Annotated in this window: 24 protein-coding genes and 1 pseudogene; 12 read left to right on the forward strand and 13 right to left on the reverse strand. The window is 69.0% G+C overall.

Annotation, left to right across the window (positions count from 1 at the left end):
• Window positions 1–26 precede the first annotated feature (26 nt).
• Window positions 27–503 carry a MerC domain-containing protein gene (locus IAE41_RS16400; RefSeq protein WP_200733840.1) on the reverse strand — a complete coding sequence of 159 codons (477 nt, stop codon included), beginning with the start codon at window positions 501–503 and terminating at the stop codon, window positions 27–29.
• Window positions 504–535: 32 nt separating this feature from the next.
• Here IAE41_RS16400 and IAE41_RS16405 point away from each other — a divergent pair, with 32 nt between their 5' ends.
• The 8 genes from IAE41_RS16405 to IAE41_RS16440 all read left to right on the forward strand — a co-directional run bounded on the left by IAE41_RS16405 (window position 536) and on the right by IAE41_RS16440 (window position 7,245).
• Window positions 536–1,075 carry a DUF2796 domain-containing protein gene (locus tag IAE41_RS16405; RefSeq protein ID WP_200733841.1) on the forward strand — a complete coding sequence of 180 codons (540 nt, stop codon included), beginning with the start codon at window positions 536–538 and terminating at the stop codon, window positions 1,073–1,075.
• Entirely contained in the window at window positions 1,072–1,767 is a 696-nt protein-coding gene (locus IAE41_RS16410; RefSeq protein ID WP_200733842.1) for an ABC transporter ATP-binding protein, read from the forward strand. The genes IAE41_RS16405 and IAE41_RS16410 overlap by 4 nt, the downstream gene beginning before the upstream one ends.
• The gene (locus IAE41_RS16415; RefSeq protein WP_200733843.1) at window positions 1,760–3,013 is read left to right on the forward strand and encodes an ABC transporter permease; all 1,254 of its coding nucleotides are present in this window, start codon (window positions 1,760–1,762) and stop codon (window positions 3,011–3,013) included. The genes IAE41_RS16410 and IAE41_RS16415 overlap by 8 nt, the downstream gene beginning before the upstream one ends.
• Window positions 3,014–3,016: 3 nt before the next feature.
• The gene (locus tag IAE41_RS16420; RefSeq protein WP_200733844.1) at window positions 3,017–3,568 is read left to right on the forward strand and encodes a DUF3299 domain-containing protein; all 552 of its coding nucleotides are present in this window, start codon (window positions 3,017–3,019) and stop codon (window positions 3,566–3,568) included.
• Window positions 3,558–4,217, forward strand: coding sequence for a DUF3299 domain-containing protein (locus tag IAE41_RS16425; RefSeq protein ID WP_200733845.1), 660 nt, complete (start codon window positions 3,558–3,560; stop codon window positions 4,215–4,217). Before IAE41_RS16420 ends, IAE41_RS16425 begins: the two co-directional genes overlap by 11 nt.
• Window positions 4,217–4,963, forward strand: a complete 747-nt coding sequence (locus IAE41_RS16430; RefSeq protein WP_200733846.1) for a hypothetical protein — start codon at window positions 4,217–4,219, stop codon at window positions 4,961–4,963. The genes IAE41_RS16425 and IAE41_RS16430 overlap by 1 nt, the downstream gene beginning before the upstream one ends.
• A gap of 195 nt (window positions 4,964–5,158) precedes the next feature.
• Window positions 5,159–6,691: an MFS transporter gene (locus IAE41_RS16435; RefSeq protein ID WP_200733847.1), complete on the forward strand. Its 1,533-nt coding sequence runs from the start codon at window positions 5,159–5,161 to the stop codon at window positions 6,689–6,691.
• A gap of 5 nt (window positions 6,692–6,696) precedes the next feature.
• Entirely contained in the window at window positions 6,697–7,245 is a 549-nt protein-coding gene (locus IAE41_RS16440) for a TetR/AcrR family transcriptional regulator (protein WP_200733848.1), read from the forward strand.
• A gap of 62 nt (window positions 7,246–7,307) precedes the next feature.
• Here the strand turns inward: IAE41_RS16440 and IAE41_RS16445 are convergent, their stop codons facing one another.
• Window positions 7,308–8,165, reverse strand: a complete 858-nt coding sequence (locus IAE41_RS16445; protein WP_234458675.1) for an AraC family transcriptional regulator — start codon at window positions 8,163–8,165, stop codon at window positions 7,308–7,310.
• 106 nt (window positions 8,166–8,271) lie between these two features.
• Between IAE41_RS16445 and IAE41_RS16450 the strand changes: the two genes are divergently transcribed.
• Window positions 8,272–8,808: a carboxymuconolactone decarboxylase family protein gene (locus IAE41_RS16450; RefSeq protein WP_200733849.1), complete on the forward strand. Its 537-nt coding sequence runs from the start codon at window positions 8,272–8,274 to the stop codon at window positions 8,806–8,808.
• A gap of 129 nt (window positions 8,809–8,937) precedes the next feature.
• Here the strand turns inward: IAE41_RS16450 and fdhD are convergent, their stop codons facing one another.
• Window positions 8,938–9,771, reverse strand: a complete 834-nt coding sequence (gene fdhD / locus IAE41_RS16455) for a formate dehydrogenase accessory sulfurtransferase FdhD (RefSeq protein WP_200733850.1) — start codon at window positions 9,769–9,771, stop codon at window positions 8,938–8,940.
• Between the two features lie 183 nt (window positions 9,772–9,954).
• Between fdhD and IAE41_RS16460 the strand changes: the two genes are divergently transcribed.
• On the forward strand, window positions 9,955–12,237 hold the full coding sequence (locus IAE41_RS16460; RefSeq protein ID WP_200733851.1) for an FdhF/YdeP family oxidoreductase: 2,283 nt from the start codon (window positions 9,955–9,957) through the stop codon (window positions 12,235–12,237).
• A 66-nt stretch (window positions 12,238–12,303) separates the two neighbouring features.
• Here the strand turns inward: IAE41_RS16460 and bla are convergent, their stop codons facing one another.
• On the reverse strand, window positions 12,304–13,155 hold the full coding sequence (gene bla / locus IAE41_RS16465; protein ID WP_200733852.1) for a subclass B3 metallo-beta-lactamase: 852 nt from the start codon (window positions 13,153–13,155) through the stop codon (window positions 12,304–12,306).
• A gap of 121 nt (window positions 13,156–13,276) precedes the next feature.
• On the opposite strand from bla, the gene IAE41_RS16470 reads away from it, so the two are divergent.
• Entirely contained in the window at window positions 13,277–14,443 is a 1,167-nt protein-coding gene (locus tag IAE41_RS16470) for a low temperature requirement protein A (RefSeq protein WP_200733853.1), read from the forward strand.
• Between the two features lie 21 nt (window positions 14,444–14,464).
• On the opposite strand, the pseudogene IAE41_RS16475 reads toward IAE41_RS16470, so the two are convergent.
• The 7 genes and pseudogenes from IAE41_RS16475 to pip all read right to left on the reverse strand — a co-directional run bounded on the left by IAE41_RS16475 (window position 14,465) and on the right by pip (window position 21,844).
• Window positions 14,465–14,922, reverse strand: a pseudogene (locus tag IAE41_RS16475) (DUF1697 domain-containing protein).
• Window positions 14,919–15,560 carry a response regulator transcription factor gene (locus IAE41_RS16480; protein WP_200733854.1) on the reverse strand — a complete coding sequence of 214 codons (642 nt, stop codon included), beginning with the start codon at window positions 15,558–15,560 and terminating at the stop codon, window positions 14,919–14,921. Before IAE41_RS16480 ends, IAE41_RS16475 begins: the two are co-directional and overlap by 4 nt.
• Complete coding sequence (locus IAE41_RS16485; RefSeq protein ID WP_200733855.1) at window positions 15,553–16,611, reverse strand: ATP-binding protein; 1,059 nt, start codon at window positions 16,609–16,611, stop codon at window positions 15,553–15,555. The genes IAE41_RS16480 and IAE41_RS16485 overlap by 8 nt, the downstream gene beginning before the upstream one ends.
• A gap of 131 nt (window positions 16,612–16,742) precedes the next feature.
• Window positions 16,743–17,480 carry an MgtC/SapB family protein gene (locus IAE41_RS16490; RefSeq protein WP_200733863.1) on the reverse strand — a complete coding sequence of 246 codons (738 nt, stop codon included), beginning with the start codon at window positions 17,478–17,480 and terminating at the stop codon, window positions 16,743–16,745.
• A gap of 2 nt (window positions 17,481–17,482) precedes the next feature.
• Window positions 17,483–20,242 carry a magnesium-translocating P-type ATPase gene (mgtA, locus tag IAE41_RS16495; RefSeq protein WP_200733856.1) on the reverse strand — a complete coding sequence of 920 codons (2,760 nt, stop codon included), beginning with the start codon at window positions 20,240–20,242 and terminating at the stop codon, window positions 17,483–17,485.
• 55 nt (window positions 20,243–20,297) lie between these two features.
• Complete coding sequence (locus IAE41_RS16500) at window positions 20,298–20,597, reverse strand: hypothetical protein (protein ID WP_200733857.1); 300 nt, start codon at window positions 20,595–20,597, stop codon at window positions 20,298–20,300.
• A 290-nt stretch (window positions 20,598–20,887) separates the two neighbouring features.
• Entirely contained in the window at window positions 20,888–21,844 is a 957-nt protein-coding gene (gene pip / locus IAE41_RS16505) for a prolyl aminopeptidase (RefSeq protein ID WP_200733858.1), read from the reverse strand.
• An 81-nt stretch (window positions 21,845–21,925) separates the two neighbouring features.
• On the opposite strand from pip, the gene IAE41_RS16510 reads away from it, so the two are divergent.
• Window positions 21,926–23,035 carry a crosslink repair DNA glycosylase YcaQ family protein gene (locus tag IAE41_RS16510; protein ID WP_200733859.1) on the forward strand — a complete coding sequence of 370 codons (1,110 nt, stop codon included), beginning with the start codon at window positions 21,926–21,928 and terminating at the stop codon, window positions 23,033–23,035.
• A 15-nt stretch (window positions 23,036–23,050) separates the two neighbouring features.
• Here the strand turns inward: IAE41_RS16510 and IAE41_RS16515 are convergent, their stop codons facing one another.
• Together IAE41_RS16515 and IAE41_RS16520 are read right to left on the reverse strand one after the other, a co-directional pair.
• The gene (locus tag IAE41_RS16515; protein ID WP_200733860.1) at window positions 23,051–23,350 is read right to left on the reverse strand and encodes a hypothetical protein; all 300 of its coding nucleotides are present in this window, start codon (window positions 23,348–23,350) and stop codon (window positions 23,051–23,053) included.
• Between the two features lie 67 nt (window positions 23,351–23,417).
• On the reverse strand, window positions 23,418–24,991 hold a 1,574-nt coding region (locus tag IAE41_RS16520), incomplete at its 5' end, for a PAS domain S-box protein (RefSeq protein WP_200733861.1).

The raw sequence follows: 24,991 nt of genomic DNA on the forward strand, positions 1-24,991 counted from the left end.
GTGTGCTGCTGGCCGGCAGCCCAACGCTACCGGGGGCGGTGCAGCGCCCGGCGGTTGCGGATATGTGCGGCGGCCAGCAGCACACCGCCGCAGGCGCTCGCCACGCCATGCCACACCAGGGATTCCTTCAGGGGCAGGTACAGCGAGGACGACAGCAGTGCGAACGCACCGCACGCGGCCAGGCGCAGCGGACCGGCCTGGCCATGCCGGCGCCAGCCGGAGGCGGTGCTGGCGGCGGCCACGCTGGACGCCACCAGGGCGAACACCCATTCCCAGCGTGACATCACCAGCAGCGCGGTCATCGCGCCGTGGGCCGGGTGCTGGAACGAACGCAGCGCCATCATCGCTGCAGGCACGAAGGCCAGCAGCAGGGGCAGGGTGACGCAGTGCGCGGCGCAGGCCAGGGAAATCCAGGCGCCGGCCAGGTCGAGACGGGGGTGCCAGCGTGCCGAAACAGGCGGCTGGGGCAATGCCCTTGCGGGCGGTGTGGGGATGTGGTCCATAATGTTACATAGTAACAACGTGAGAGTCCCCCATGAAGCGTTCTGTTTTGCTGTTCCTGTTGTTTGCCGCCCCCGCCGTGCACGCGCATGACGTTCGCCAGCTCGGTGCCCACGTGCATGGCCAGGCCACCGTCGACCTCGCCCTGGACCAGGGCAGGCTTGAGCTCGCCCTGCAGGCACCAGGCATCGGCATCCTCGATTTCGAACGGCCGCCGGCCAACGCGGGCGAACAGGCCGCACTGGCCTCGGCACTGGCTGCGTTGAAGCGCGCCGACTGGCTGACCCTGCCCAGTGCAGCGCAGTGCACGCCGTTGCACCGTGACGCGCACGCCGAAGGCTTCGCTGCCGCAGCGTCTACGCCGGCCACGGCAGCGGGCAAGCATGCGCACGCAGGCTTCACTGCCGAGTTGAGCTACCAGTGCGCCAACCCCGCCGCGCTGCGCGTGCTGGTGCTGTCGCTGCCCAAGGCCTTCCCGAACCTGCACGAGGTCATCGTCAACACGGCCACCCCGGCCGGCCAGGGCCGCACCGTGCTGAGCGCCGACAACCTGCGCGTGGTGCTGGCGCCATGACGTCCGCCGCGGTGATCGCACTGGACCAGGTGCGCTTCAGCTACGGCGGGCGCGCCGTGCTGGATATCCCGCAGCTGCAGATTGCCGCGGGCAGCAGTGTGCTGCTGCGGGGTGCCAGCGGTTCGGGCAAGAGCACCCTGCTGGGCCTGCTGGCGGGCGTGCTGACGCCGGAGCAGGGCGAAGTGAGGGTCGCCGGTGCGCCGCTGCACGCACTCACGCCGGCGGCCCGTGACCGTTTCCGCGCCGACCAGCTGGGCGTGATCTTCCAGCAGTTCAACCTGCTGCCGTTCCTCAGCGTGCGCGACAACATCGCGCTGGGGCTGCGCTTCTCGCCACTGCGCAGCGGGCGGGTGGGCCGGCCGGTCGATGACGAGATCAAGCGCCTGCTGCAGGCCCTGCAGCTGCCGCCGGACCTGCTGCTGCGCCGGGCCGGCACGCTCAGCGTGGGCCAGCAGCAGCGGGTGGCCGCCGCGCGTGCGCTGATCGGCCGTCCTGCGGTGCTGCTGGCCGATGAGCCGACCTCGGCCCTCGACCGTGGCGCCGCCACCGCCTTCCTGCAAGTGATGGCGGCGCAATGTGCAGCCGCCGGCACCACGGCGGTAGTGGTCAGCCACGACGACAGCCTGCAGCCGCTGTTCGACCGCGTGGTGCAACTGCAGGACATCAACCACGCCGGAGCCGTCCATGCTTGAACTTGCCTGGGCCAGCCTGCGCAGCCGTGCGCTGAGCGTGGCCCTTACCGTGCTGGTCATCACCCTCAGCGTGACCCTGCTGCTGGGCGTGGAGCGCGTCCGCGTGCAGGCCCACGAGGGGTTTGCCAGCACCGTTTCCGGCACAGATCTGATTGTCGGCGCGCGCTCGGGGCCGGTGAACCTGCTGCTGTATTCGGTGTTCCACATCGGTGACCCGACCAACAACGTGTCCTGGCAGTCCTACCAGGAACTGTCCACGCTGCCGCAGGTGAAGTGGGCGGTGCCGCTGTCGCTGGGCGATTCCTGGCGTGGCTACCGGGTCATCGGCACCACCGCCGGCTACTTCCAGCATTACCGCTACGGGGCCGGGCACCTGCTCGCCTTCGCCGAGGGCACGCCGTTCGATGATCTCTATGATGCGGTCATCGGCGCCGACGTCGCCCGCGCGCAGGGCGTACGGGTGGGTGATGAAATGATCCTGGCCCATGGCACTGCCGCCGTGACCCTGGCCAGGCATGCCGACAAGCCGTTCCGCATCCGCGGCGTGCTGCAGCGTACCGGCACGCCGGTGGATTCTTCGGTGCTGGTGTCGTTGCCGGCGATCGAGGCCATCCACGTGGACTGGCGCTCCGGCGTGCAGCTGCGCGGGCACGCGGTGAGCGCCGAGGAGGCACGGCACCTGGACCTGACGCCGACCAGCATCACCGCCTTCATGCTTGGCCTCAACTCGCGCATCGCCACGTTCTCGGTGCAGCGCGCCATCAATGACTATCCCGATGAGGCCCTGCTGGCGATCCTGCCCGGGGTCACCCTGCAGCAGCTGTGGCAGTCGCTCGGGACCGCCGAGCGGGCGCTGCAGCTGATCAGCGCGATGGTGGTGCTGCTGGGCCTGGTCTCGCTGGTGGCGCTGCTGGTGTCGACCCTGCAGGAGCGCCGCCGCGAAATGGCCGTGCTGCGTGCCACCGGTGCACGGCCGCGCTACATCGCCAGCCTTCTGGTGCTGGAAGCGGTGGCGACCAGTGGCATGGCCTGCGTGCTGGCGCTGGCCGTGCTGGTCAGCGCCAGCCTGGCCGGGCGTGGCTGGGCGCTGGCGAACTTCGGGCTGTCGATCACCCATGTCTGGCCGGATCTGCGCGAGCTGGCCTGGGTGGGCGGGGTGCTGCTGCTGAGTGCAACGGCCGGCCTGGTGCCGGCGCTGCTGGCCTACCGCCGCACCGTGGCCGACGGCCTCTCGGCGGGGGGCTGAACCATGCGCACCTGGATCGCCCTTGCGTTGATGCTTGTGCTGGCCGGCTGCGAGCGCCCGGTGGATACCGGTGTGCAGGCCCTGCCACCGACGCCGGTGCAGGAGGGCACGGGAACCACTGCCGTTGCCGAGCAGGAACTGGACTGGCTGCAGATGATGCCTGCCGACGAGCTGGCCGCGCTGGAGCGTGGCGATGGCCCGGAGGTGAAGCACAGCGGTAACCGGCGCATGGCCCAGTTCGGCACCTTCCGCACGGTGGATGCGGTGCTGGACCGCGCCGTGCGCCTGCCTGGCTACGTGGTGCCGCTGGCCAATGCCGCCGACGGACGCTTGTCCGAGTTCCTGTTCGTGCCGTACTACGGCGCCTGCATCCACGTGCCGCCGCCGCCACCGAACCAGATCGTGCACGTGCGGCTGTCGCGCCCGATCGACATGCCGGACATGTATTCGCCGTTCTTCCTGGCCGGCACGCTGCGCGGCGAACGCGTGGACGATGATCTGGCCGGTTCAGCCTACACCATGGTTGATCCGCAGTTGAGGCCCTATGAACCGTAATGCCTGCGTGCTGGTGGTGATGTTGCTGGCTGCCTGCAGCCGGCCCGGTGGTGATGTGCCTGCCGCGGCAGCAGAAACTCCTGCGGCCACGACGCGGCCGGAGGCCGCAGCCACGGCGGACACGGCCGCGCCTGGCGATGCCGCGATCACCGCGTGGAGCGAGCTGATGCCCGAGGACGACGCCTTCCTGCGCCCGCCGCCGCAGATCGGCATCGACCGCAGCGGTGGCATGGGGGCGATGTCCGGCGTCGGTGGGCTGATCGATGACACGGGTTCGGGCACGCCGCAGGGCGCGGCCATCGACCATTCCAGCCCCGACCGCGCCCAGCAGTTCGGCTCGGCCGCCGTGGTCGATGGCGTGGACGGTCGCGCGGTCGACCTGGATGGCTACGTGGTGCCGCTGGCCATGGACGATGCCGGCGCCGTGAATGAACTGCTGTTCGTGCCGTTCTACGGTGCCTGCATCCACGTGCCGCCACCGCCGCCGAACCAGATCATCCACGTGACCCTGGAACGGCCCATTGCACTGGGCAACCTGTGGGATGCCTATCGGCTGTCGGGCCACCTGCGCATCAAGCGTTTCGAGGCCGACATCGCCAGTGCGTCCTATGACGCGGACGCGGCCACGCTGACGGCGATCGACCGTTGATGCCGCGTACGCGCTGGCTGTGCATCGGCGCAGCCCTGCTGCTTGGCGCTGCGCTGCTGGTCTGGCAGCGCTGGACGTCGCCGGTGCGGCCGCCGCCAGTGGCGTTCCCTGCGCCCATTCCCGCGCTGCAGGCCGACATCGAACGGCACCTGCGCGGGGACCGCGCCTTCCGTGACGACGTGGTGTTCCTGCTGGTGGCCACCGTGCGTGACCGGTGTGTACCGGCCGAGGCCGGCGTGCTGGCACGCATGGCCAACCGCGCGGCGCTGCCGGTGCTGGGTGCGATCAGTGCGGTGACCGCGCAGGACCGCAGGCTCGACCGGCCGATCTACCAGTACATCCAGCATCGCGCCGACAGCACGGCCTGCGGCGAGCCGCTGCAGCTGCCGGACGGAGGCCCAGAGCGCCTTCAGGTGGATGTCGAGCAGTACGCGCGCAGCTTTCCCGACAGTTACTACGATCCCACGCACAGTACCGCTCCGCGCGACTTCGCCGGCCACAGCCTGGTCGAGCGCGCCGGCGATGCCTGCAACAGCGTGGTGTATTCAGTGCTGCCACTGGGGCCGGGGGACTGGCGCTGCAGCATGCTGCGTGCCACGGCGCGCCGCCATGTGCGCGAGCTCTGCGAAGGCGAACTGCAGCGCCAGCATGGCAGCACTGGCGGCGAACTCGACATGGCCGTGGGGCAGGGCATGCAGGGCGCGGTGGTGGCGACCATCGCCGCGCTGCCGGAAGGCTGCCGGTAACCCCGCTTGTAGAGTCGAGCTTGCTCGACTGCCGTAGCGTCAGTAGAGCCGAGCCATGCCCGGCTGCTCCAGAACTGTTCCATGCGCAGCCGAGCAAGCTCGAATCTACCTGAACGAGGCCGTGGCTCACGCCTATAACTTTACAGGACGTCCTGTATAGTTACGAACCTCAACCCGTTCCTGCAGGTCTGTTCCATGGCGCTTTCCCAGCCCCTGGCCGGTGCTCCGGCCCTGTCCCGTGCCCGTCGCTGGGCGCTGCTGTTCACCGTGGCTGCCGGCCTGTTGCTGGTCACGCTGGACAACTCGGTGCTGTACACCGCGCTGCCCACCCTGACCGAGGAGCTGTCCGCCAGCGCAGGGCAGGCGCTGTGGATCATCAACGCCTACCCGCTGGTGATGGCCGGCCTGCTGCTGGGCGCAGGCACCCTGGGTGACCGGTTGGGCCACCGCCGGATGTTACTGATCGGCCTGGTGGTGTTCGGTATCGCCTCGCTGGCGGCCGCGTTCTCGGCCACGCCCGCGCAGTTGATCGCGGCGCGTGCCTTCCTTGCCGTCGGTGCGGCGGCCATGATGCCGGCCACCCTGGCGCTGATCGGCCTCAGCTTCCACGAGGAGCGCGAACGCAACATCGCCATCGCCCTCTGGGGTTCGGTGGCCATCGTTGGTGCAGCGCTCGGCCCGATCATCGGCGGCCTGCTGCTGCAGCATTTCTGGTGGGGTTCGGTGTTCCTGATCAACGTGCCGGTGGTGGTGGTGGCGTTCATTGCGACCCTGCTGCTGGCGCCGGAAGGCCAGCGCGACACCTCGCGCCCCTGGGACATGCCGTCCTCGCTGCTGGCGCTGGCGGCCCTGTCCGGGCTGGTGCTGGCGATCAAATCGCTGATCGCCACGCCGCCTTCGTATGCCCAGGGTGTGGGTGCGCTGCTGCTGGCGGGTGTCAGCGGCGCTGCGTTCGCGCGTCGCCAGCAGCGCCTTGCCTATCCGCTGCTGGATTTCGCCATCTTCCGCAATCCCGCCTTCCTCGCCGGCTCGCTGTCGGCGGTGTTCACCCTGTTCGCGCTGGCGGGCCTGCAGCTGGTCACCACGCAGCGCTTCCAGCTGGTGGCCGGCTTCAGCCCGTTGCAGGCCGGCCTGCTTGTTTCGGTAGCGGCGTTGGGCAGCCTGCCCAGCGCGCTGCTGGGTGGCAGCATCCTGCACCGCGTCGGCCTGCGCCCGTTGATCTGTGGCGGCCTGGCAACCGGCGCGGTAGGCGTCGCCGTGGTGGCGCTCGGTTTCCCGCATGGCGTGGGCTGGGTGGTGGCGGGCATGGCGCTGACCGGCGTGGGCATGGGCGCGGCGATCTCGGTGGCGTCCACCGCCATCCTCAACAACGTGCCGGCACACCGCGCCGGCATGGCGTCGTCGGTGGAAGAAGTCTCCTATGAATTCGGCGGCCTGCTGGCGGTGGCGTTGCTGGGCAGCCTGGGGGCGGCGATGTATGGTGCGTTCCTGCCCGATGTCGCGGACATGCCCGCGGCGGCGCGCGACGGCTTCACCCAGGCACTGCACCTGGCGCGCGAAGGCGGGCAGGGGGCGTGGTTCGCGCAGGCGGTGGCCGCCTATGACCGTGGCTACCAGATCGTGCTGCTGGTCATCATGGCGGTGCTCGCCGCAGGTGCCGCGGTGCTGGCGCGCCTGCTGCGCGGGCGCGTGGGTGGCCGCGACGGCGCAGGTGATCGCGTAAAGTAACGGCAATGAGAACCAGCAAGCGCGACCGCATCCTCGACGCCGCCGTGAGCGTCATCAACCGTGACGGTCTCGGTGCGGTCACCTTTGAATCGGTGGCGGCCGAAGCGCAGCTGACCCGCGGCGGCCTGCTGTACCACTTCCCCTCGCGCGAAGCGCTGCTGCGCGGCATCGACGAGCACCTGGTGAAGGCCTGGGAGGCGTCGATGGAGGCGTTGCTCGGCAAGCGCGCCGACGAGGCGACGGCGCTGGAGCGGTACCAGACCTTCGTGCGGGTGTCGGCACAGAGCGCCACCCGTGCCGAGCTGATGTTCATGCTCGAATCCATGGACCCGGACGCCGGCGAACGCCCCTGGGGTCCGGTGGTGAAGCGCTGGGCGCCATCGCCGCCGGCCAGGGCGGTTGCGGACCCGGCGGCGCTGGATGATTTCGTGGCGCGGCTGGCCGCCGATGGTCTATGGATCTACGAGGCGATGTACGAAGGCCAGCTGGATCCCGAGGTGCGTGCGCAGCTGACCGAGCGGATTGCCGGGTTGTTGTCGGCTGGCAAGGCGTAGCGCCGTTGTAGAGTCGAGCTTGCTCGACTGCCTTTTGCAGAAACAGTCGAGCAAGCTCGACTCTACGGGGCTGCCGCCTGCGCCAGCCACGCCCGCGGCGAGACGCCCATCCGCTTGCGGAAGGCCTTGGACAGCGAGGCGGTATCGGCAAAGCCGACGTCCACCGCGACCTGCTTCACCGGCGCGCCCGCCCGCAGCTGCGCGCAGGCCAGGCTCAACCGCCAGTCCTGCAGGTAGCTGGCCGGGGTGGCCTGCATCACGTCCTTGAACACCGCGGCGAACGCACTGCGCGACAGCCCGGCGATGGCCGCCATGCGCGGCAGCGTCCACTCTTCCTGCGGTGCCTGGTGCAGGGCCACCAGGGTACGCGCCAGCCGCGCATCGGACAGGCCGCGCATCAGCCCATGGCTGACCCCCGCCGCATCCGGGTGATCCACCACCCAGCGCAGCACCTGGATGAGCGCCACCTCGAACAGTCGGTTGGTCAGCAGCCGCGAGCCGCAGCGCTGGCGGTCCGCTTCGCCGAACAGCAGCTGCAGGGTGCCATCCAGCTCGCCGATGTCCGCCAATGGCACCACCATCACCGGCGGCAGCGACTGCACCACCGGGTTGCGCGCACCGCCGTCGAAATCCAGCGTGGCGCAGGTGAAATCCGGCCCGTCCAGCGGCGCGTTGAGGAAGGTGTGGTGCAGTGGTTGCGGGTACAGCAGCAGGCTGGGCTGGTCGACCCGCAGGCGCGAGGGCAGGCCGGCTTCGGTGTGGCACACCTCCATTTCGCCCTTGCGCAGGATGTGCAGGAACGCGCGGCCGGGCTGCGGCGCGAACTCGTGGCGCCCGCACAGGGGGCCGGAATGGAAGAGGGCGGCCTGCACGCGGAAGCGTTCAAGCAGGGCGGAGAGGCGGTCGGGCGGGGTGTCCATGGACGAATGGATAACCGATGCGGACAAATGTTGGGGATTCGTCCTGCGAGTCTACCTACGATGACCCCATCGTCCAATCCCGGACGCGTTACCGAAGGAAACCGCCATGTCCCGTATCGCCCTGATCGACGCTGCCGCCACCACCCCCGACCGCCAGGCCCTGCTGGGCCAGGTACACGCCGCCTTCGGCGCCACTCCGGCCATGTTCCGCGCCGTGGCCAACTCGCCGGCGGCGCTGGCCAGCATGTGGGGCTCGTTCGGCGCCCTCGGCGGCGGTCGCCTGTCGCCGCTGCTGGGTGAGCAGATCGCCGTCGCCATCGCCAACCGCAACGCCTGCGAGTACTGCCTGGCCGCGCACACCGCGCTGGGCCGCAAGGCCGGTGCCAGCGGCGAGCAGATGGCCGCCGCCCAGGTCGGCCAGTCCAGCGACCCGGCCACGGCCGCCGCACTCACGTTCGCCCTGAAGGTGGTGGAGAACCGTGCGCAGATCAGCGACGCCGACGTGCAGGCACTGCGTGATGCCGGTTTCGATGATGAGCTGATCGTCGAGATCCTCGCTCACGTCGCCCTCAACCTGTTCACCAACTACGTCAACGTAGCGTTCGACGTGCCGGTCGATTTCCCGAAGATCGCGCTGCGCTGAGGCCTGCGGGCAACCAGGCAAGACCGACGGGGTAGAGTCGACTGCCAGTCGACTATCGCGCGAAGCGCGGGTTTTTCGGGCGGTCCGTGGAACAGCAGTCGACTGACAGTCGACTCTACCCTGTCGGCTCTACCCTGCCTGCAGCCGCTCGGGGTGGGTATACACATTGAACCCGCCCTCGCGCGCGAATCCCACCAGGCAGAGGCCGGCGCTGCGGGCCAGGTCGATGGCCAGTGCCGTGGGCGCCGACACCGCCGCCAGCACGCTCGTACCGGCGCGCGCCGCCTTGCTGACCATCTCGTAACTTGCCCGGCTGGAAATCACCAGCAGGCCACCCTCGCTGCCGTGCTCGTTGTGGTGCAGTGCCCCGATCAGCTTGTCCAGGGCGTTGTGGCGGCCGACATCCTCACGCACCCAGCCGATGCGACCACGGGCATCGGCCCAGGCCGCGGCATGGGTGGAGCCACTGGCAGCATTCATCGGCTGGTGCTGCGCCAGCGCAGCCAGTGCGCGCTGCAGCGCCACGGGCGAATAGCTGCGGCGATCACGTATCGGTGGCAGGGGCCGCAGGACGTCCTCCAACTGCCGCGTGCCGCACAGACCGCAGCCGCCCCGGCCCGGCAGCAGGCGCCCGTTGGCCGGGTCCAGCGCTGCACCGGGCGCGTCCTCGGCCACGGTCATCTTCAGCTCGATGCCTTCCAGCTGCGGCTGCACGTCGATCGACAGCACCTGCTGCGGTCGCGTGACCAGGCCCTCGCTGAGCGAGAAGCCCAGGGCGAAATCCTCGAGGTCGCAGGGCGTGGCCATCATCACCGCGAAGGCGGTGCCGTTGTAGCGCATCGCCACCGGTACTTCTTCGGCGATCAGATCGACCCGTTCGTCCTGCTCCGTTTTCCGCCAGCGCTGCAAGGTGCGCAGCGCGGTCCCGGCCGGCGGTGGAGAAAGCGGTGTCGGTGCGGGCATGCAGTACGTCCTGGGTGGAGCACGAAGGCCATCTACCGCCGCAGGATAGCGCAGCGATCAGGGGAAGACGCCGTTGTAACCGTTGCCGTGGCAGGCTGGCACCCCTCATCCGGGGAATGGCACGACGGCCGCGGTCGTGCTTGACTGGACCCGGTCCCTTGCGCGCCACCAGGTTGCCGAGCCATGTCCAAACAGAAACCCCCGCGTTACACGTCCTACAACCAGCCGGCCGGTGGCTGGGGTGCTGCCGGGGCAACGGCCAAGGTGCTGCTGCAGCAGAGCGTGGTCGGCAAGGGCTCGAAGGCACTGCTGGCGATGAACCAGCCGGGTGGCTTCAAGTGCCCCAGCTGCGCCTTCCCGGACGCGGACCACCGGCGCAAGTTCGAGTTCTGCGAGAACGGCGCCAAGGCCCTGGCCTGGGAGGCGACCGAGCACCGCGTCACCCGCGAATTCTTCGCCGCCCACAGCGTCAGCGAGCTGATGGAACAGAGCGACTACTGGCTGGAGATGCAGGGCCGGTTGACCGAGCCGATGCGCTACGACGCGGCCAGCGACCACTACGTGCCCTGCGCCTGGGACGAGGCGTTTGCCTTGATCGGCGAACATCTGCGCGCCCTGGACCACCCCGACCAGGCCGAGTTCTACACCTCCGGGCGCACGCCGAACGAAGCGGCGTTCCTGTACTCGATCTTCGTGCGTGAGTTCGGCACCAACAATTTCCCGGATTGTTCCAACATGTGCCACGAGCCCACCAGCCGCGGCCTGCCGCCGGTGATCGGGGTGGGCAAGGGCACCATCGTGCTGGACGACTTCGAGCACGCCGAGGCAATCTTCGTGATGGGCCAGAACACCGGTACCAATTCGCCGCGGATGATGACCAACCTGGTGGAGGCGCGCAAACGCGGCATCCCCATCGTGGCGGTGAACCCGATGCCCGAGCGCGCGCTGATCCGTTTCACCGAGCCGCAGGACATCGTGCAGATGGCCACGCTGGGATCGACCGAGATCACCAGCGAGTTCGTGCACATCCGCATCGGCGGTGACCTGGCCTTCCTCAAGGGCATCATGAAGGTGATGTTCGAGCGCGAAGCGCAGGGCGAGGCCGTGCTCGACCACGCCTTCCTGGCCGAGCACACCCTGGGCGTGGATGCGCTGCGCGAGGACGCGCTGGCGCAGGAGTGGGACGAGATCGTGCGGGTGTCCGGCATCGCCGAGGTGCAGATCCGGCGCTGCGCGGATATCTACATCCGTTCGCAGGCCACGGTGATCTGCTACGGCATGGGCCTGACCCAGCACCAGTACGGCTCACGCCTGCTGCAGCAGGTGGCCAACCTGCTGTTGCTGCGTGGCAACTTCGGCAAGCGCGGCGCGGGCATCGGCCCCATCCGCGGGCACTCCAACGTGCAGGGCGACCGCACCGTAGGCATCGACGAGAAGCCCAAGCCGGCCTACCTGGACCGGGTGCGCGAGGTGTTCGGCTTCGAGCCGCCGCGCGCGCATGGCCACCATGTGGTCGAGTCGATCCAGGCGATGCTCGATGGACAGGCCCGGGTGTTCATCGGCCTGGGCGGCAACTTCATCCATGCCGTGCCCGATACGCCGCGCGCCTACGAGGCGATGCAGCGGCTGGAGCTGACCGTGGGCATCGCGACCAAGCTCAACCGCGGCCACCTGGTGCACGGCCGTGATGCACTGATCCTGCCGGTGGTGGCGCGCTCGGAGTGGATCCGCACGCCGGCCGGCGAGCAGTTCGTGACCATCGAAGATGCGATGTCCAATGTCAGCGCCTCGCGCGGCGTGCTCGAGCCGGTCAGCGCGCACGTGCTGCCGGAGGTCGAGATCGTCTGCCGCATGGCGATGGCCACGCTGCCGGACAGCCGGGTGGACTGGGCGGCCTGCATGCACGACTACGCGCCGATCCGCGAGCTGATCGCAGCCGTCTACCCGGAGATCTACGCCGGCTTCAACGAGCGCATCCAGCAACCGCATGGCTTCCACCTGGACATCCCGCCGCGCCGCCGGGTGTGGCCGACGGACACCGGCAAGGCCAACATCCTGGTGATGCCCGGCCTGGAGGTGAACGACGTGGTGGACGACCCGGAGATGCTGCGCCTGGCCACGGTGCGTTCGCACGACCAGTACAACACCACCATCTACAGCTACAGCGATCGCTACCGGGGCGTGTACAACGACCGCAACGTGGTGTTCATGAACATCGAGGACCGGCTGGCACGCGGGTTGGGCAAGGAAGCGCGGGTAAGCCTGGAAACGATCGCCGACGATGGCGTCGTGCGGCGCATCGATGGCCTGACCGTGCTGGACTACCCGATGCCGCGCGGCGCGCTGGCCGGCTACTACCCGGAACTGAATCCGCTGCTGCCGCTGGACTACTACGATCGCATCAGCGGCACGCCCGCAGCGAAGTCGATCCCGGTGCGGGTGCGCGCGCTGGCCGAGGCGCCGTAGCGGCCCGTGCTTTCTGTAGAGCCGGGCCATGCTCGGCTGCTCCAGAACAGTCGAGCAAGCTCGACTCTACCGGGTCAGGGCATCGTCGAGCTTCTGCTCGGCGGCATCGGCATACGCGCCGCAGCTCATCGCCTTGTCACCGGCCTTGCTGCCGGCCGCGTAGTCCCAGCCACTGGCACCCGGATGCGGGGTCAGCAGGACGTCGCAGGGCAGGGCGCGCACGGTGGCGAAACTGCGGCGGAAGTCCTCGACCAGGTGCGGATAGCGCGGGTTGTCCTTCAGCGTGTAACCCGGTGCACTCAGGCTGTCTGCATAGGCGATGCGCACCGGCGTGCCGTTGCGGGTGTCGGTCCAGGTCCATGCGGTGCTGCCGGGCGTGTGGCCAGGCGTGAAGTGTGCGGTGAAACGCATGCCGCCCACGTCCACCGTCTCGCCGTCCATGATGATGCGGTCCACCTGTGCCGGTGCAAAGGTGAACCGGTCGCCGAAGTGCAGGTCGTCGGTGCCGCCGCGGGCCAGCAATACCGCCGATTCGGCATTGGCCAGCACGCGCGCGCCCGTGCGGCGCTTGAGTTCGGCCACCGGGCCAGCGTGGTCGGCGTGGGCGTGGCTGAGCAGGATCACCCGCAGGTCAGCCGGGGCCACGCCACGCAGCTGCAGGTTATGCAGCAGGTGGTCGGCCATCTGCGGCATGCCGCCGTCCAGCAGCACCGCACCCTGCGGGGTCTGCACCAGCAGGGCGGTGAGGTCCGCGGTGCCGATCTGCCAGGTGTGGTCGGCGATCTGCAGCGGCGCGATGGGCTGCAGCCACGACGCATCGACGGTGTACGCGCGCAGTTGCGGCAGCGCCGGTCCGGCAGCGTGGGCCGCCAGCGGCAGGGCGGTGGCCAGAGCGAAGGCAAGGGGCAGGATGCGCATTCGGAGGGATCGGTCGGGAAGGTGCGAAGACGCTATCACGGCCGCTTCCTGGGCCGTTTCGCGTATTGCTCATGGCTGCAATAAGCGCGATGGTTGGCTCGGCCACCGATCAGGAGTTTCCATGGTTCCCGGCATCCGTGTACCCGCCCTGCGCCGCCGCGACGGCCACCACGCGCGGGTGACCTACGAGGAGCTGTTCTTCGATCTGGTCTACGTCCTCGCCGTCACCCAGCTCAGCCACCACCTGCTGCACCACCTGGGCCTGCTCGGCGTGCTGCAGACGCTGGTGCTGTGGTTCGCGGTATGGCTGGGCTGGCAGTACGCGTGCTGGGTCAGCAACTGGTTCGATCCGCAGGCGCCGCGTATCCGGGGCCTGTTGTTCACCACGATGCTGCTGGCGCTGCTGATGTCGTCCTCCATTCCCGACGCGTTCGGCGAGCGCGCCTGGGTGTTTGCCGGGGCCTACGCCACGATGCAGGTGGGGCGCACTGCCTTCGTGTTGTGGGAGGTGGGGCGCGGCCATGCACTGGCACCCAACTTCCGCCGCATGCTGGCCTGGGTGCTGGTGTCGGCCTGCTTCTGGCTGGCGGGGGCGGCAACCGAAGGCAACCTGCGGCTGGGGCTGTGGGCGCTGGCGGTGGCCTGCGAGTACCTGTCGCCGATGTTCGGCTTCGCGTTCCCGGGGCTGGGGCGTTCGCACACCCGCGAATGGACGATCGAAGGCGGCCATCTGGCCGAGCGCTGCCAGCTGTTCGTCATCGTCGCACTCGGTGAGACGCTGCTGGCCACCGGCGGCGTGCTCAGCGAGGCGGGCAACTGGAATGTCGACGTGGTCTCGGCCGTGCTCGCCACCTTCGCCGGCACCCTGGCGATGTGGTGGCTGTACTTCGGCATCTCCAGCCAGGATGCCACCGACACCATCACGCGCTCCGACGATCCCGGGCGCATCGGCGCCTACTTCCACTACGTGCATGCGCTGCTGATCGCCGGCATCATCGCCACCGCAGTCGGCAACGACCTGGTGATGGACGCGCCGGAGGAGGGCGTATCGCTGCCGCACGCAGCGATGCTGGTGGCCGGGCCGCTGATCTACCTGCTGGGCAGCGCGCTGTACAAGCGCGCGGTTTACGGGCGGGTGCCGCGCTCGCACCTGCTGGGCGCGCTGCTGCTGGTGGCCATGGGCCCCCTGCTGCCGCTCACCCACCTGCTGGCGGCTGGCTGGCTGACCAGCGTGGTGGTGTTGCTGGTGGGCCTGATCGACACGCGGACGCGACAGCGCCTGCCGTAGCCGCACGGGCGGAGACCGCGCTCAGGCCAGCGCAGCGGCCATCGCAGCCAGCCGTACCACGGTGTTGAGATTGCGGCCGGTGCCCTGCGCAGCGCAGGGAATCCGCAGCTTCGAATCGGCCATGCCCTCGCCGTAGTGCACATACAGTGCGCGCGGCCCCAACGCCAGCTGCTCGGCAGTGCGCCCGGTCACACCCTGCAGCGGATCGCCCGGCAGCGGGCCGTCGACGAACAGGGCAACCACGCGGTTGCCGGCGGCCTGCGGGCCGGCTTGCCGGCGTGAGCCTGCAGCCGCTTGGCGAGCGCGTCGCGAACGGTTGCCTCGTCGCTTTGGCTGCGGAACACCACGTTGCCGCTGGCGATATAGGTCCGCACGTCGCTGAAGCCGGCATCCACGCACATCGCCACCAGCGCCGCCATCGGCAGCTTGCCGGTACCGCCCACGTTCACCGCCCGCAGCAGGGCCACGTAAGCGTTCATGGCGCAGCGGCCTGCAGGCGGTCGTACATGCGCACGAGGTCAACCAGGGTGCGCGCTTCCATCTTGCGCATCACCTGCGCGCGCCGCACTTTTACCGTGATCTCGCTGACACCGAGGTCGGCGGCGATCTGCTTGTTGAGGCGTCCGCGCACCACGCCGTCCACCACCTCGCGCTCACCGGCGCTGAGGGTCTGCCAGCGTGCCTGCAGCTCGCCCAGCGCCTCGCCCTCGCGCCGCCGCTCGCGGTCCAGGGCGATGCCCTTGTGGATGGCGTCCAGCAGTTCCTGGTCGCGGAAGGGCTTGGTCAGGAATTCGATGGCGCCGGCCTTGATCGCATTGACACCCATGGCGATGTCGCCGTGGCCGGTGATGAACACCACCGGCACCTGCAGGCCCAGGTCCGCCATGCTGCGGTGGAAGTCCAGGCCGCTCTGTCCGGGCATGCGCACGTCCAGCACCAGGCAGGCCGGCGCATCGTCGCGGGGATGATCGAGGAAGGCCTGGGTGGAGGCGAATGCCCGCACCTGCAGGCCCATCGACGCCAGCAGGTCTTCCAGCGCGGCGCGCACGGATGCATCGTCATCGATCACATAGACGATGGGGGCCGCTTCGGCCGGGGGTGGCAACGGCTTACGCATGGTCATCCTTGCCCGTGGTGGGCAGTTCGAACACGAAACAGGCGCCACCCCCGGCCGGTCGTTCTGCGCGGATGCGGCCACCATTGGCCTCGATCATCGAACGGCTCAGGCTGAGGCCCAGGCCGAGGCCATGGTCCTTGGTGGTCCAGAAGGCATCAAAGACGCGGTCCGGCTGCTCCGTGGGCAGGCCGATGCCGCGGTCACGCACGCTCAGGCTGGCCTGGCCGCGGCCATCGCGTGCGGTCACCAGGGCCACGCGGCGCTCGCCCGGGGGTAGCTGGGCCATCGCATCAACCGCGTTCAGCAGCAGGTTGCCGATCACCTGCTGCACCTGCACCGGGTCGGCGAAGACCGCGGGCAGCTCGGTATCCAGCAGCAGCGACACGTCTACGTGGTGCTGGTCGAGTTCGCTGCGCGACAGCGCGAGCATGTCCTGCACGGCCTGGTTCAGATCGAAGGCGCGGCGTTCCGGTGCCGCGCCCTGGGTCAGGCCACGGATACGGGCAATCACGTCGCTGGCGCGATGTGCATCGGACAGGATGCGGGCGATGGCCTGCAGCGCCTTGTCGACGTTGGGGGGCGATTGCGCCAACCAGCGCTGGCCGGCCTCGGCACTGCTGGCAATGGCCGCCAGCGGCTGGTTCACTTCGTGGGCGATCGAGGTCGTCAGCTCACCGACCGTGGAGGCCCGCGCGACCCGCAGCAGGCGCGCCTGTGCTTCCTGCACGGCAGCCTTGGCAGCTTCCATCTTCAGCACCAGCCAGGTAGTGATGCCGATGACCAGCATGCCGATGGTCGAGTTGACCAGGCCGATGCGATAGGTGCCGAAGCGGGTCAGGAAGAAGCTGAGGCCGGTCAGGGCGATGCAGGCCGCCGCCAGGCAGAGCAGGCCGCGGGCCGACATCAGCCGCGACGCGGCAAGGATGACGGCCGCGTAGAAGCAGGCAGCGGCCACCGCGTAGTCGGTGAGGGTGTCCAGCAGGAAGATCGCCCCCATCACCACGATCAGGGCGAACAGCGCCAGCGGGCGGCGGGACGACAGCGACGGCATCGGGTGGGGCTCCCTGGCGGGTGGTGGGGGGATGATAAGCGGCTGGGTGACGCCGGGCCATGCACGGTGGGCCCGGCGGTCGGCCGCGCTGCGCGCTCGCCGGGCATGGCCCGGCGCTACCGGGGCGGGTGTCACTCTTCCAGGCTGGCGTTCCAGAATCCCTGCAGCACACCGGGTGCACCGGCCAGGTTCTCCAGAACCGCATCCAGTTCGGCTGCATCGACCGAGGTGGCATACAGCACCGCCTCGATCTCCACGTCGCGTTCGCCGAACGGCCGCTGGTCCACCGCCCGTACCGGATATTGCGCCTGTTCCAGCAGCAACAGCAGGCGGTCCAGCACTTCGGCCTGCTGCTCGCGCTGGCAGACGACGTTGATCGCATAGGTTGCCTCGCTGAAGCCCTCCGCCAGCGGTTGCCGCTGGATGCGGTTCACCACTGGCCGCAGCAGGGTGTTGGCGGCCAGCACGAACACGGCTGCCATCACCGCTTCCGGCAGCAGCTTGACGCCGGCACAGGCCCCGACCGCGGCCGAACCCCACAGGGTCGCGGCGGTGTTCAGGCCCGAAACCTGCGCACCGTCTTTCATGATCGCGCCGGCGCCGAGGAAGCCGACGCCGGAGATGACGTAGGCCACCACGTGCAGTGGCGAGGGCGGGCCGCCGTACAGATCATGGAACCGCACCGCCAGATCGACGAAGACGGCGGCGCCTACCGCCACCAGCGTGTTGGTGCGCAGCCCGGCCGTGCGTTGCCGCAGCTGCCGTTCCAGGCCGATGGTCGCGCCCAGCACGAACGCAACGGTCAGGCTGAGCAGCGAGCCGAGCGTCGCCCCGGCGTCGAACGGCGGCAGGTTCACCTGCAACGCGATCATCACTGCCACCCGTAGCGGCGGATGTAGAGCCGCTTCATTGCCGTGGTCAGCACCGCATAGCCGAACAGGATCGCCACCAGGAACGGCCAGTAACCCAGCGGGAGGGCCTGCAGCTTGAAGTAACCGGCCAGCGGGCTCATCGGCAGCAGCACGCCGATGGCCATGATCGCGCCGGTCATCAGCAGCAGCGCCGGTGCGGCGATGCTCTGCAGGAACGGCACCTTGGGCGTGCGGATCATGTGCACGATCAGGGTCTGGGTCAGCAGGCCGACCACGAACCAGCCGGACTGGAACAGGCTCTGGTCGGCGGCCGTGCGCGCATCGAACACATGCCACATCAGCGCGAAGCAGCACAGGTCGAAGATCGAACTGATCGGCCCGAAGAACACCATGAAGCGGCCGATGTCCGCCGGATTCCACTTCAGCGGCTGCCGCACCAGTTCCTCGTCGACGTTGTCGAACGGGATGGCGATCTGCGAGATGTCATACAGCAGGTTCTGCACCAGCAGCTGCAGCGGCAGCATCGGCAGGAAGGGCAGGAAGGCCGACGCGACCAGTACCGAGAACACGTTGCCGAAATTGGAGCTGGCGGTCATGCGGATGTACTTGAGCATGTTGCAGAACGTGCGGCGGCCCTGCACGACGCCGTCCTCCAGCACCATCAGGCTCTTCTCCAGCAGGATGATGTCGGCGGCCTCCTTGGCGATGTCCACCGCGCTGTCCACGCTGATGCCGATGTCGGCCGCGCGCAGGGCCGGAGCGTCGTTGATGCCGTCGCCCAGGAAGCCCACCACCTTGCCCTGTGCGCGCAGGCAACGCACCAGGCGTTCCTTGTGCAGTGGCGTAAGGCGGGCGAACACCCGGTGCTGCTGCAGCGCCTGCGAGAGCGCGGCATCCTCCATGCGTTCGATCTGTGGGCCGGTGAGGATGGCGTCGGCCTCCAGCCCGACCTGGGCGCAGACACGCGCGGTCACCAGTTCGTTGTCGCCGGTGAAGACCTTGACCTCCACGCCATGCGCGGCCAGTGCCTGCAGGGCCTGGGCGGCCGACTCCTTGGGCGGGTCGAGGAAGGCCACGTAGCCGAGCAGGGTCAGCCCGCACTCGTCGGCCTGCGAGTACACCGACTGGCTGGCCGCCGTTTCCTTCATCGCCACGGCCACCACGCGCAGCCCCTGTTCGTTCAGTTCCTCGGTGGTCTGCCGCACCCGCGCCAGCCGCGCCGCGTCCAGCGGCTGGTCGCGCCCGCCCTCGCGCACGGTGCTGCACACCGCCAGCATTTCCTCCACCGCGCCCTTGCAGATCAGCTCGTGGTGGTCATCGCGCTCGGCCACCACCACCGACATGCGGCGGCGCTGGAAGTCGAACGGAATCTCGTCGACCTTGCGGTAATCCTGCGACAGGCGCAGCGAGCTCTGCAGCTCGACGTGCTCCAGCACGGCGCGATCGAGCAGGTTGATCAGCCCGGTCTGGAAATGGCTGTTGAGGTAGGCGAACTTCAGCACGTCCTCCGAGTCCTGCCCGAACACATCGGTGTGGCGCTCCAGGGCGATGCGGTCCTGGGTGAGGGTGCCGGTCTTGTCGGTGCACAGCACCTCCATCGCGCCGAAGTTCTGGATCGCATCCAGGCGCTTGACGATCACCCGCTTGCGCGACAGCAGCACGGCGCCCTTGGCGAGGGTGGAGGTGACGATCATGGGCAGCATTTCCGGGGTAAGGCCCACCGCCACCGACAGTGCAAACAGGAAGGCTTCGGTCCAGTCGCCCTTGGTCCAGCCGTTGATGAGCAGCACGAACGGCACCATGACCAGGGCGAAGCGGATCAGCAGCCAGCTGACACTGTTGACCCCGGCCTGGAACGCGGTCGGCGCGCGCTCGCTAGCGGTGCTGCGCTGGGCCAGCGTGCCGAAGTAGGTGCGGTTGCCGGTGGCCAGCACCACCGCCGTCGCCGTGCCGGACACCACGTTCGTGCCCATGAACAGCAGGTTGGCCTGTTCCATCAGGCCGGCATCAGCGGCACCCGGGCTGGCGAACTTCTCCACCGGCAGCGACTCGCCGGTCATCGCCGCCTGCGCGACGAACAGATCCTTGGCGGCCAGTACGCGGCAGTCGGCCGGGATCATGTCGCCGGCGGAGAGCACGATGTGGTCGCCCGGCACCAGCTCGCGGATCGGCAGGTCGAGCAGGCGCGCCGGACGACGGCTGTGCAGGTGCGCGCCGAAGTACTGGCCGGCCAGCTCCGCGGCCTCGGTGCCCGCGCTGCGCCGCAATACCCGCGAGGTGTTGCCGACCAGTGCCTTCAGCCGCTCGGCGGCACGGTTGGAACGTCCTTCCTGCACGAAGCGGATGAGGGTGGACAGCAGGACCATCGCACCGATCACCACCGTGGCCTTGGCGTCCTCGGTCAGCCACGAAACAGCGGCCAGCACGCTCAGCAGCAGATTGAACGGATTGCGGTAGCACTGCCACAGGTGGCGCCACCACGGCAGCGGCTTTTCGTGATCGACTTCATTGGGGCCGAGCCGGGCAAAGCGCTCGCTGGCCTCCTGCGGGCTCAGGCCATCGCCGTGCGAATCCAGTGCGGCCAGCAGGCGGGCATCGTCGAGCTGGGCCAGGCGGAGCAGGCCCTCGGTGAGCGTGGAGGGCGCGGCCTCGGCAACGCCGCGGCCGAAGCCGGACTCGGGCAGGGCGCGGCGGCGGAACAGGCTGCCCGCGCGACGGCTGCGCAGGAAGGCGTTGAACCAGGCGTTGAGCAGGCTCATGGGGTCATCCTCGGAGGTGCCGACCCGGGTGCGCCGGGTCGTGGAGTGGCGTGGGTCAGGCGCGGCGCAGGGTGGGCACCGGGGGGGACCACGGCTGCAGGTGCAGGCGCTGGCTGCCACCGATGCACAGCGGCTTCATGGCATCGCGCAGGGGGTGGGGCAGGTGGCGCAGCGCCGTCATGCGCTCGCTGATCGGCAGCAGCGACAACGCATCGGCGACGACGCGCGGCGAACCGAGCGCCAGCGCATGGGCGAACAGGACGGGGCCGTGCTGCAGCAGGTGGCTGCGCAGGCCTGCGCGGTCGCGCTCAGCGATCAGGCGGCGCAGGGTGATGTAGAGGGTCTTGCAGGACATGGGGATACTCCGGGCAGGCGACGCCCGGGGCCCCCATCACGCGTGCGGACAGGGACCGGCGATGGGCGCCAGCAGGGAACGGGGGGTACTGATCCAGGGCGCGGCGCGCCCGGCAGGGTCGGGGTCCATCAGCGTCTCCGTGGGCAAGGCCGTCGTGGCCCAGTGCCGCTATTGTCCGCGCAGGGCTGCGCCGGGCCTAGATGCCCGTGGGTAAGCGCGGCTATACGTTGGTATAGGCAGCACGCGCGATGTGCGGTGTGCGGTGAATGGCATCCACGCGTGGCGTGGATCTACAAGTGCGCGGAACGATCCGCAAATGCGTCCGTCGCGCGCACCAGTGCATCGGTCGTGGCGGGTTCGGTGGCGCTGTGCCCGGACAACACCATCTCCAGCCGGGCTTCCGGCCAGGCGCAGGCGAGATCCCAGGCGCTGCGTGCCGGGCAGATGATGTCGTAGCGCCCCTGCACGATCATCCCGGGCAGGTGACGGATGCGATCAACCCCACGCAGCAGTTGCCCATGTTCAAGAAACGCGTTGTGGCGGAAGTAATGGGCCTCGATTCGTGCCTTGGCCAGCGTGTCGAGCGGATCGGCGTCGGAGACCGCATCAGCGTCATGCACCAGGGTGGCGGCGTTGTCCTCCCAGCCCAGCCAGGCCAGGGCGGCGGCGATCTGCGTCTGTGGGTCAGGGCTGTCCAGCCGCTTCCAGTACGCAGCAATCAGGTCGCCACGCTCTTCTTCAGGAATATGCGCCTCGTAGCGCGCCCAGCGTTCGGGGAAGATCCAGCGCGCACCGCCGTCGGCCTGGTTGAACCAGGCGTTCTCTTCCGCGCGGCCCAGATACACACCGCGCACGATCACGCCGCTCGCACGCTCGGGATGGGCCTGCGCATAGGCCAGCGCCAGGGTGGAACCCCACGAGCCGCCAAACACCAGCCAGCGCTCGATGCCCAGGTGTGTGCGCACACGCTCGATGTCCTGCACCAGGTGCGCGGTGGTGTTGTCGCGCAGCTCGCCGAAGGGGGTGGAGCGTCCGCAGCCGCGCTGGTCGATCAACACGATGCGGTAGCGCGCCGGGTCGAAGAAGCGTCGATGCGTAGGCGAGACGCCTGCCCCCGGTCCGCCATGCAGGAACACGACGGGGATGCCATCGGGGTTGCCACACTCCTCCAGATGCAGCGTGTGCAGCGCATCCACGGCGAGGCGGTGCTCGCGGTAGGGCGTGATCGAGGGATAGAGCGTGCGCATGGCGTTGCCTCACTTGCGGGAATGGCAAGCATAGTTGGCTTTTTCAATGCCAGTCGAGCGCGCGCGACCCTACAATGCGCTATGCCTGCCATGCCCAGCCTTGATGACCTGCGCCGCCATGCAGTGGCGCGCACTCTGTTCACGCCGACCACCCTGCTGGCGGCGATCCGTCGCCTCGGCTTCGTGCAGGCGGATCCCATACGGGCACCGGCCCGCGCCCAGGACCTGATCCTGCGCCACCGGGTGAAGGGCTACCGGGCCGGTGACCTGGAGCGGCGCTATGCGCGGCTGCCGGTGGAAGAAGACTGCCTGGTCAATTATGGGTTCCTGCCGCGCGAGCATCTGGCGTTGATGCACCCGCGGGTGTCCAAGCGGGTATGGGACGCCGCCACCCGGCGCCGGGCGGCCGAAGTGCTGGAATTCGTGCAGGCGCGTGGCAGCGTCCACCCGCGCGAGGTGGACCAGGCCTTTGCCCATGGGCGGGTGACCAACTATTGGGGCGGCACCAGCAATGCCAGCACGCACCTGCTCGATGGCATGCACTACCGCGGCATGTTGCGCGTGCAGCGGCGTGACAGTGGTACCCGCATCTACAGCATCGCCGAGCACCCGCTGGCGGATGCCGGGGCCGCCGCACAGGCGCTGCGGGCAGCCGCCCTCATCGACCTGGTGGTACGCACCTACGCGCCATTGCCAGCCGCCAGCCTGACCTATCTCGTGCGGCTGCTCGGTTATGGCGCGCCACACCTGGCTGCGCCGCTGCAGCAGGCATTGCGTGATGCCCGGCAGACACTGGCCAGTGCCGTTGTCGATGGCACCACCTGGTACTGGCCGGCCGAAGAAAACCCGCGTTCGCGGCGGTTCCAGGTGGATGAGCAGGTGCGCCTGCTCGCGCCCTTCGATCCGGTCACCTGGGATCGCCGGCGCTTCGAGCTGCTGTGGGGGTGGGTGTACAAGTTCGAGGCCTATACGCCTGCGCCCAAGCGCCGCTTCGGCTACTACGCATTGCCGTTGCTGTGGCGTGAGCAGGTGATCGGCTGGGCCAACATCAGCGCGCGCGACGGTCGCCTGCAGCCGGCGTTCGGCTACTCCAGCGGCAAGGCGCCGCGCGAGGTTGCATTCCGCAATGCGCTGGATGACGAACTGCAGCGCATGAGTGACTTCCTGCTCGGGCCCAGCGGCGCGCCCTGAGCGGCGCCGCCGGTGTCAGCCGCGCCCTCGGCCAGGCAGAGGCAGAGCACTGGCCGAGGCAGTGGCAGGTGATGCGACCGCAATTACGTGATCGCACTCTTCCAGCCGTGCATTGGCCACGGCCTGCGTCGCGCCGCAGTGGGCGCAGGCAAGCACGGTGCCCCCGCTCAGGCGTGCGATCTGCGTCCCCTCGGTGCGGGTGACTTCACCGCAGGCTTCGCAGCGCAGCGCCATCGAACGGATCTGCACGATGGCGCCTGCCGGGTCCCTGTCTGCGTCAACAGCCAATACGAAAAATCGACCGGTATTGGGCATGGCACTGTCTCCGTAGAACCTGCCTTCAGGGTGCCCGCAGCGCCGGCTGCAAGGTGTGATGGGAGGCTCAATCGGATGTGGACGTGGATCCCGCAGGCATCACGGGATCATCCTCCCGCTTGCGCCGGCGCACCCGTTCGCGGGTGCTGTACAGGCTGTTGTCGGCGCGATGGATGGTGTCGGCCACCACCTCGCCGCGGGCATGCGTGGCCGCACCCATCGAGAACGCGATCGGGGCAAGCCCGGCATTGACCTCATACCAGTCCAGCAGGGCCTGCAGGCGCTCGCGGCCCGGCTGGATCAACACCACCATGAACTCGTCGCCGCCGAGCCGGACCTCGCTTTCGCCTGCGCCCAGCGGCGAGCGCAGGAACGAAGCGAACTCCACCAGGATGGCGTCGCCGCGGCGATGGCCCTGGGTATCGTTGACCTGCTTGAAATGATCCAGGTCGAACACCACGCAGGCCCAGGATTCGGTTTCCAGCTGTTCCAGCCGGTGCAGATAGCGGCGGTTGTGGCACAGGGTCAGCGGGTCGCGCTGGGACAGTTCGCGCAGGCGCTCTTCCTGCTGCCGCAGCGCGGTGACGTCCTGGGCGTGGCCGAGCACGAACGGTGGATGCGCCTCGCTGTCCAGCACGTTGTTGTAGGCCCAGTAGCGGCGGCTGCCATCGGCCGCGATCAGCTCGATGACACCGGCATCGGTATGGTTGCTCTCGATCCGCGCCAGGTAGGCCTTGAAGGCATCGCGCTTCTCCGGCGGCATCAGGTCGCACAGCCTGCGGCCGACCATCTGGCTCTCGGGGAAGCCCAGCGACTGCACCGCCGCTGGATTCACCGAGGTGAGCGTGCCGTCCAGCGTGTGCGTGCAGATCAGGCCCAGGCTGTAGTGGAACAGGCGCCGGTAGCTCACTTCGCTGGCTTCCAGCGCATCCAGCACCGCGCGTTCCTCGGTGATGTCCTGGATGGCGCCGACCAGGCGTGGCCGTCCCTCCACCTGCTGGCGGCTGCCGACCACGCGGGTCCAGATCGCACGGCCATCGGCGGTGGTCATCGGCAACTGCACTTCCCAGGGCGTGCCGGCCTCGACGCAGCGCTTGACCGACGCCTCGATGATGGCGCGGCTGTCATCGCGGTAGAAGGACAGGGCGCTGTCCAGGGTTGGCTGGTAGCTGGAGCGCACGCCGTGGATCTGCTTGGTCTCGCGGGTCCAGCGCACCTCGTTGCTGGTCAGGTCCAGTTCCCAGCCGCCCACCTTGGCGGCGGTGTTGGTACGTTCCAGGAAATCCTCGCTGCGCTTGAGGTCGCTGTGCAGGTGCTGGGCCTGGTCGACCTTCTGCAGCAGCGCGGCGCGCTGTTCCAGGACCTGGGTGGTCACCCGGCCCAGGTGCACCATCAGTTCGCGCTGCGAGGGCGAGAGCACGCCGGGCATTGTATCGAGCAGGCACAGGGTGCCGATGCGGGCGCCATGCGCGGTGCCAAGCGGGATGCCCGCGTAGTGGCGTATGCGTGGGCCGCCGGTGACCAGCGGATTGGCCGCGAACAGCGGGTCCTGGCGCGCATCGGGAATCTCCATCAGCGCGTCGCGCTCGATGGCATGCGTGCAGAACGAAATGTCGCGCGGGGTTTCCCTGGTGTTGGGCA

Source organism: Stenotrophomonas sp. S39 (genome assembly GCF_016624665.1).
In the GTDB taxonomy this organism is placed as follows: domain Bacteria; phylum Pseudomonadota; class Gammaproteobacteria; order Xanthomonadales; family Xanthomonadaceae; genus Stenotrophomonas.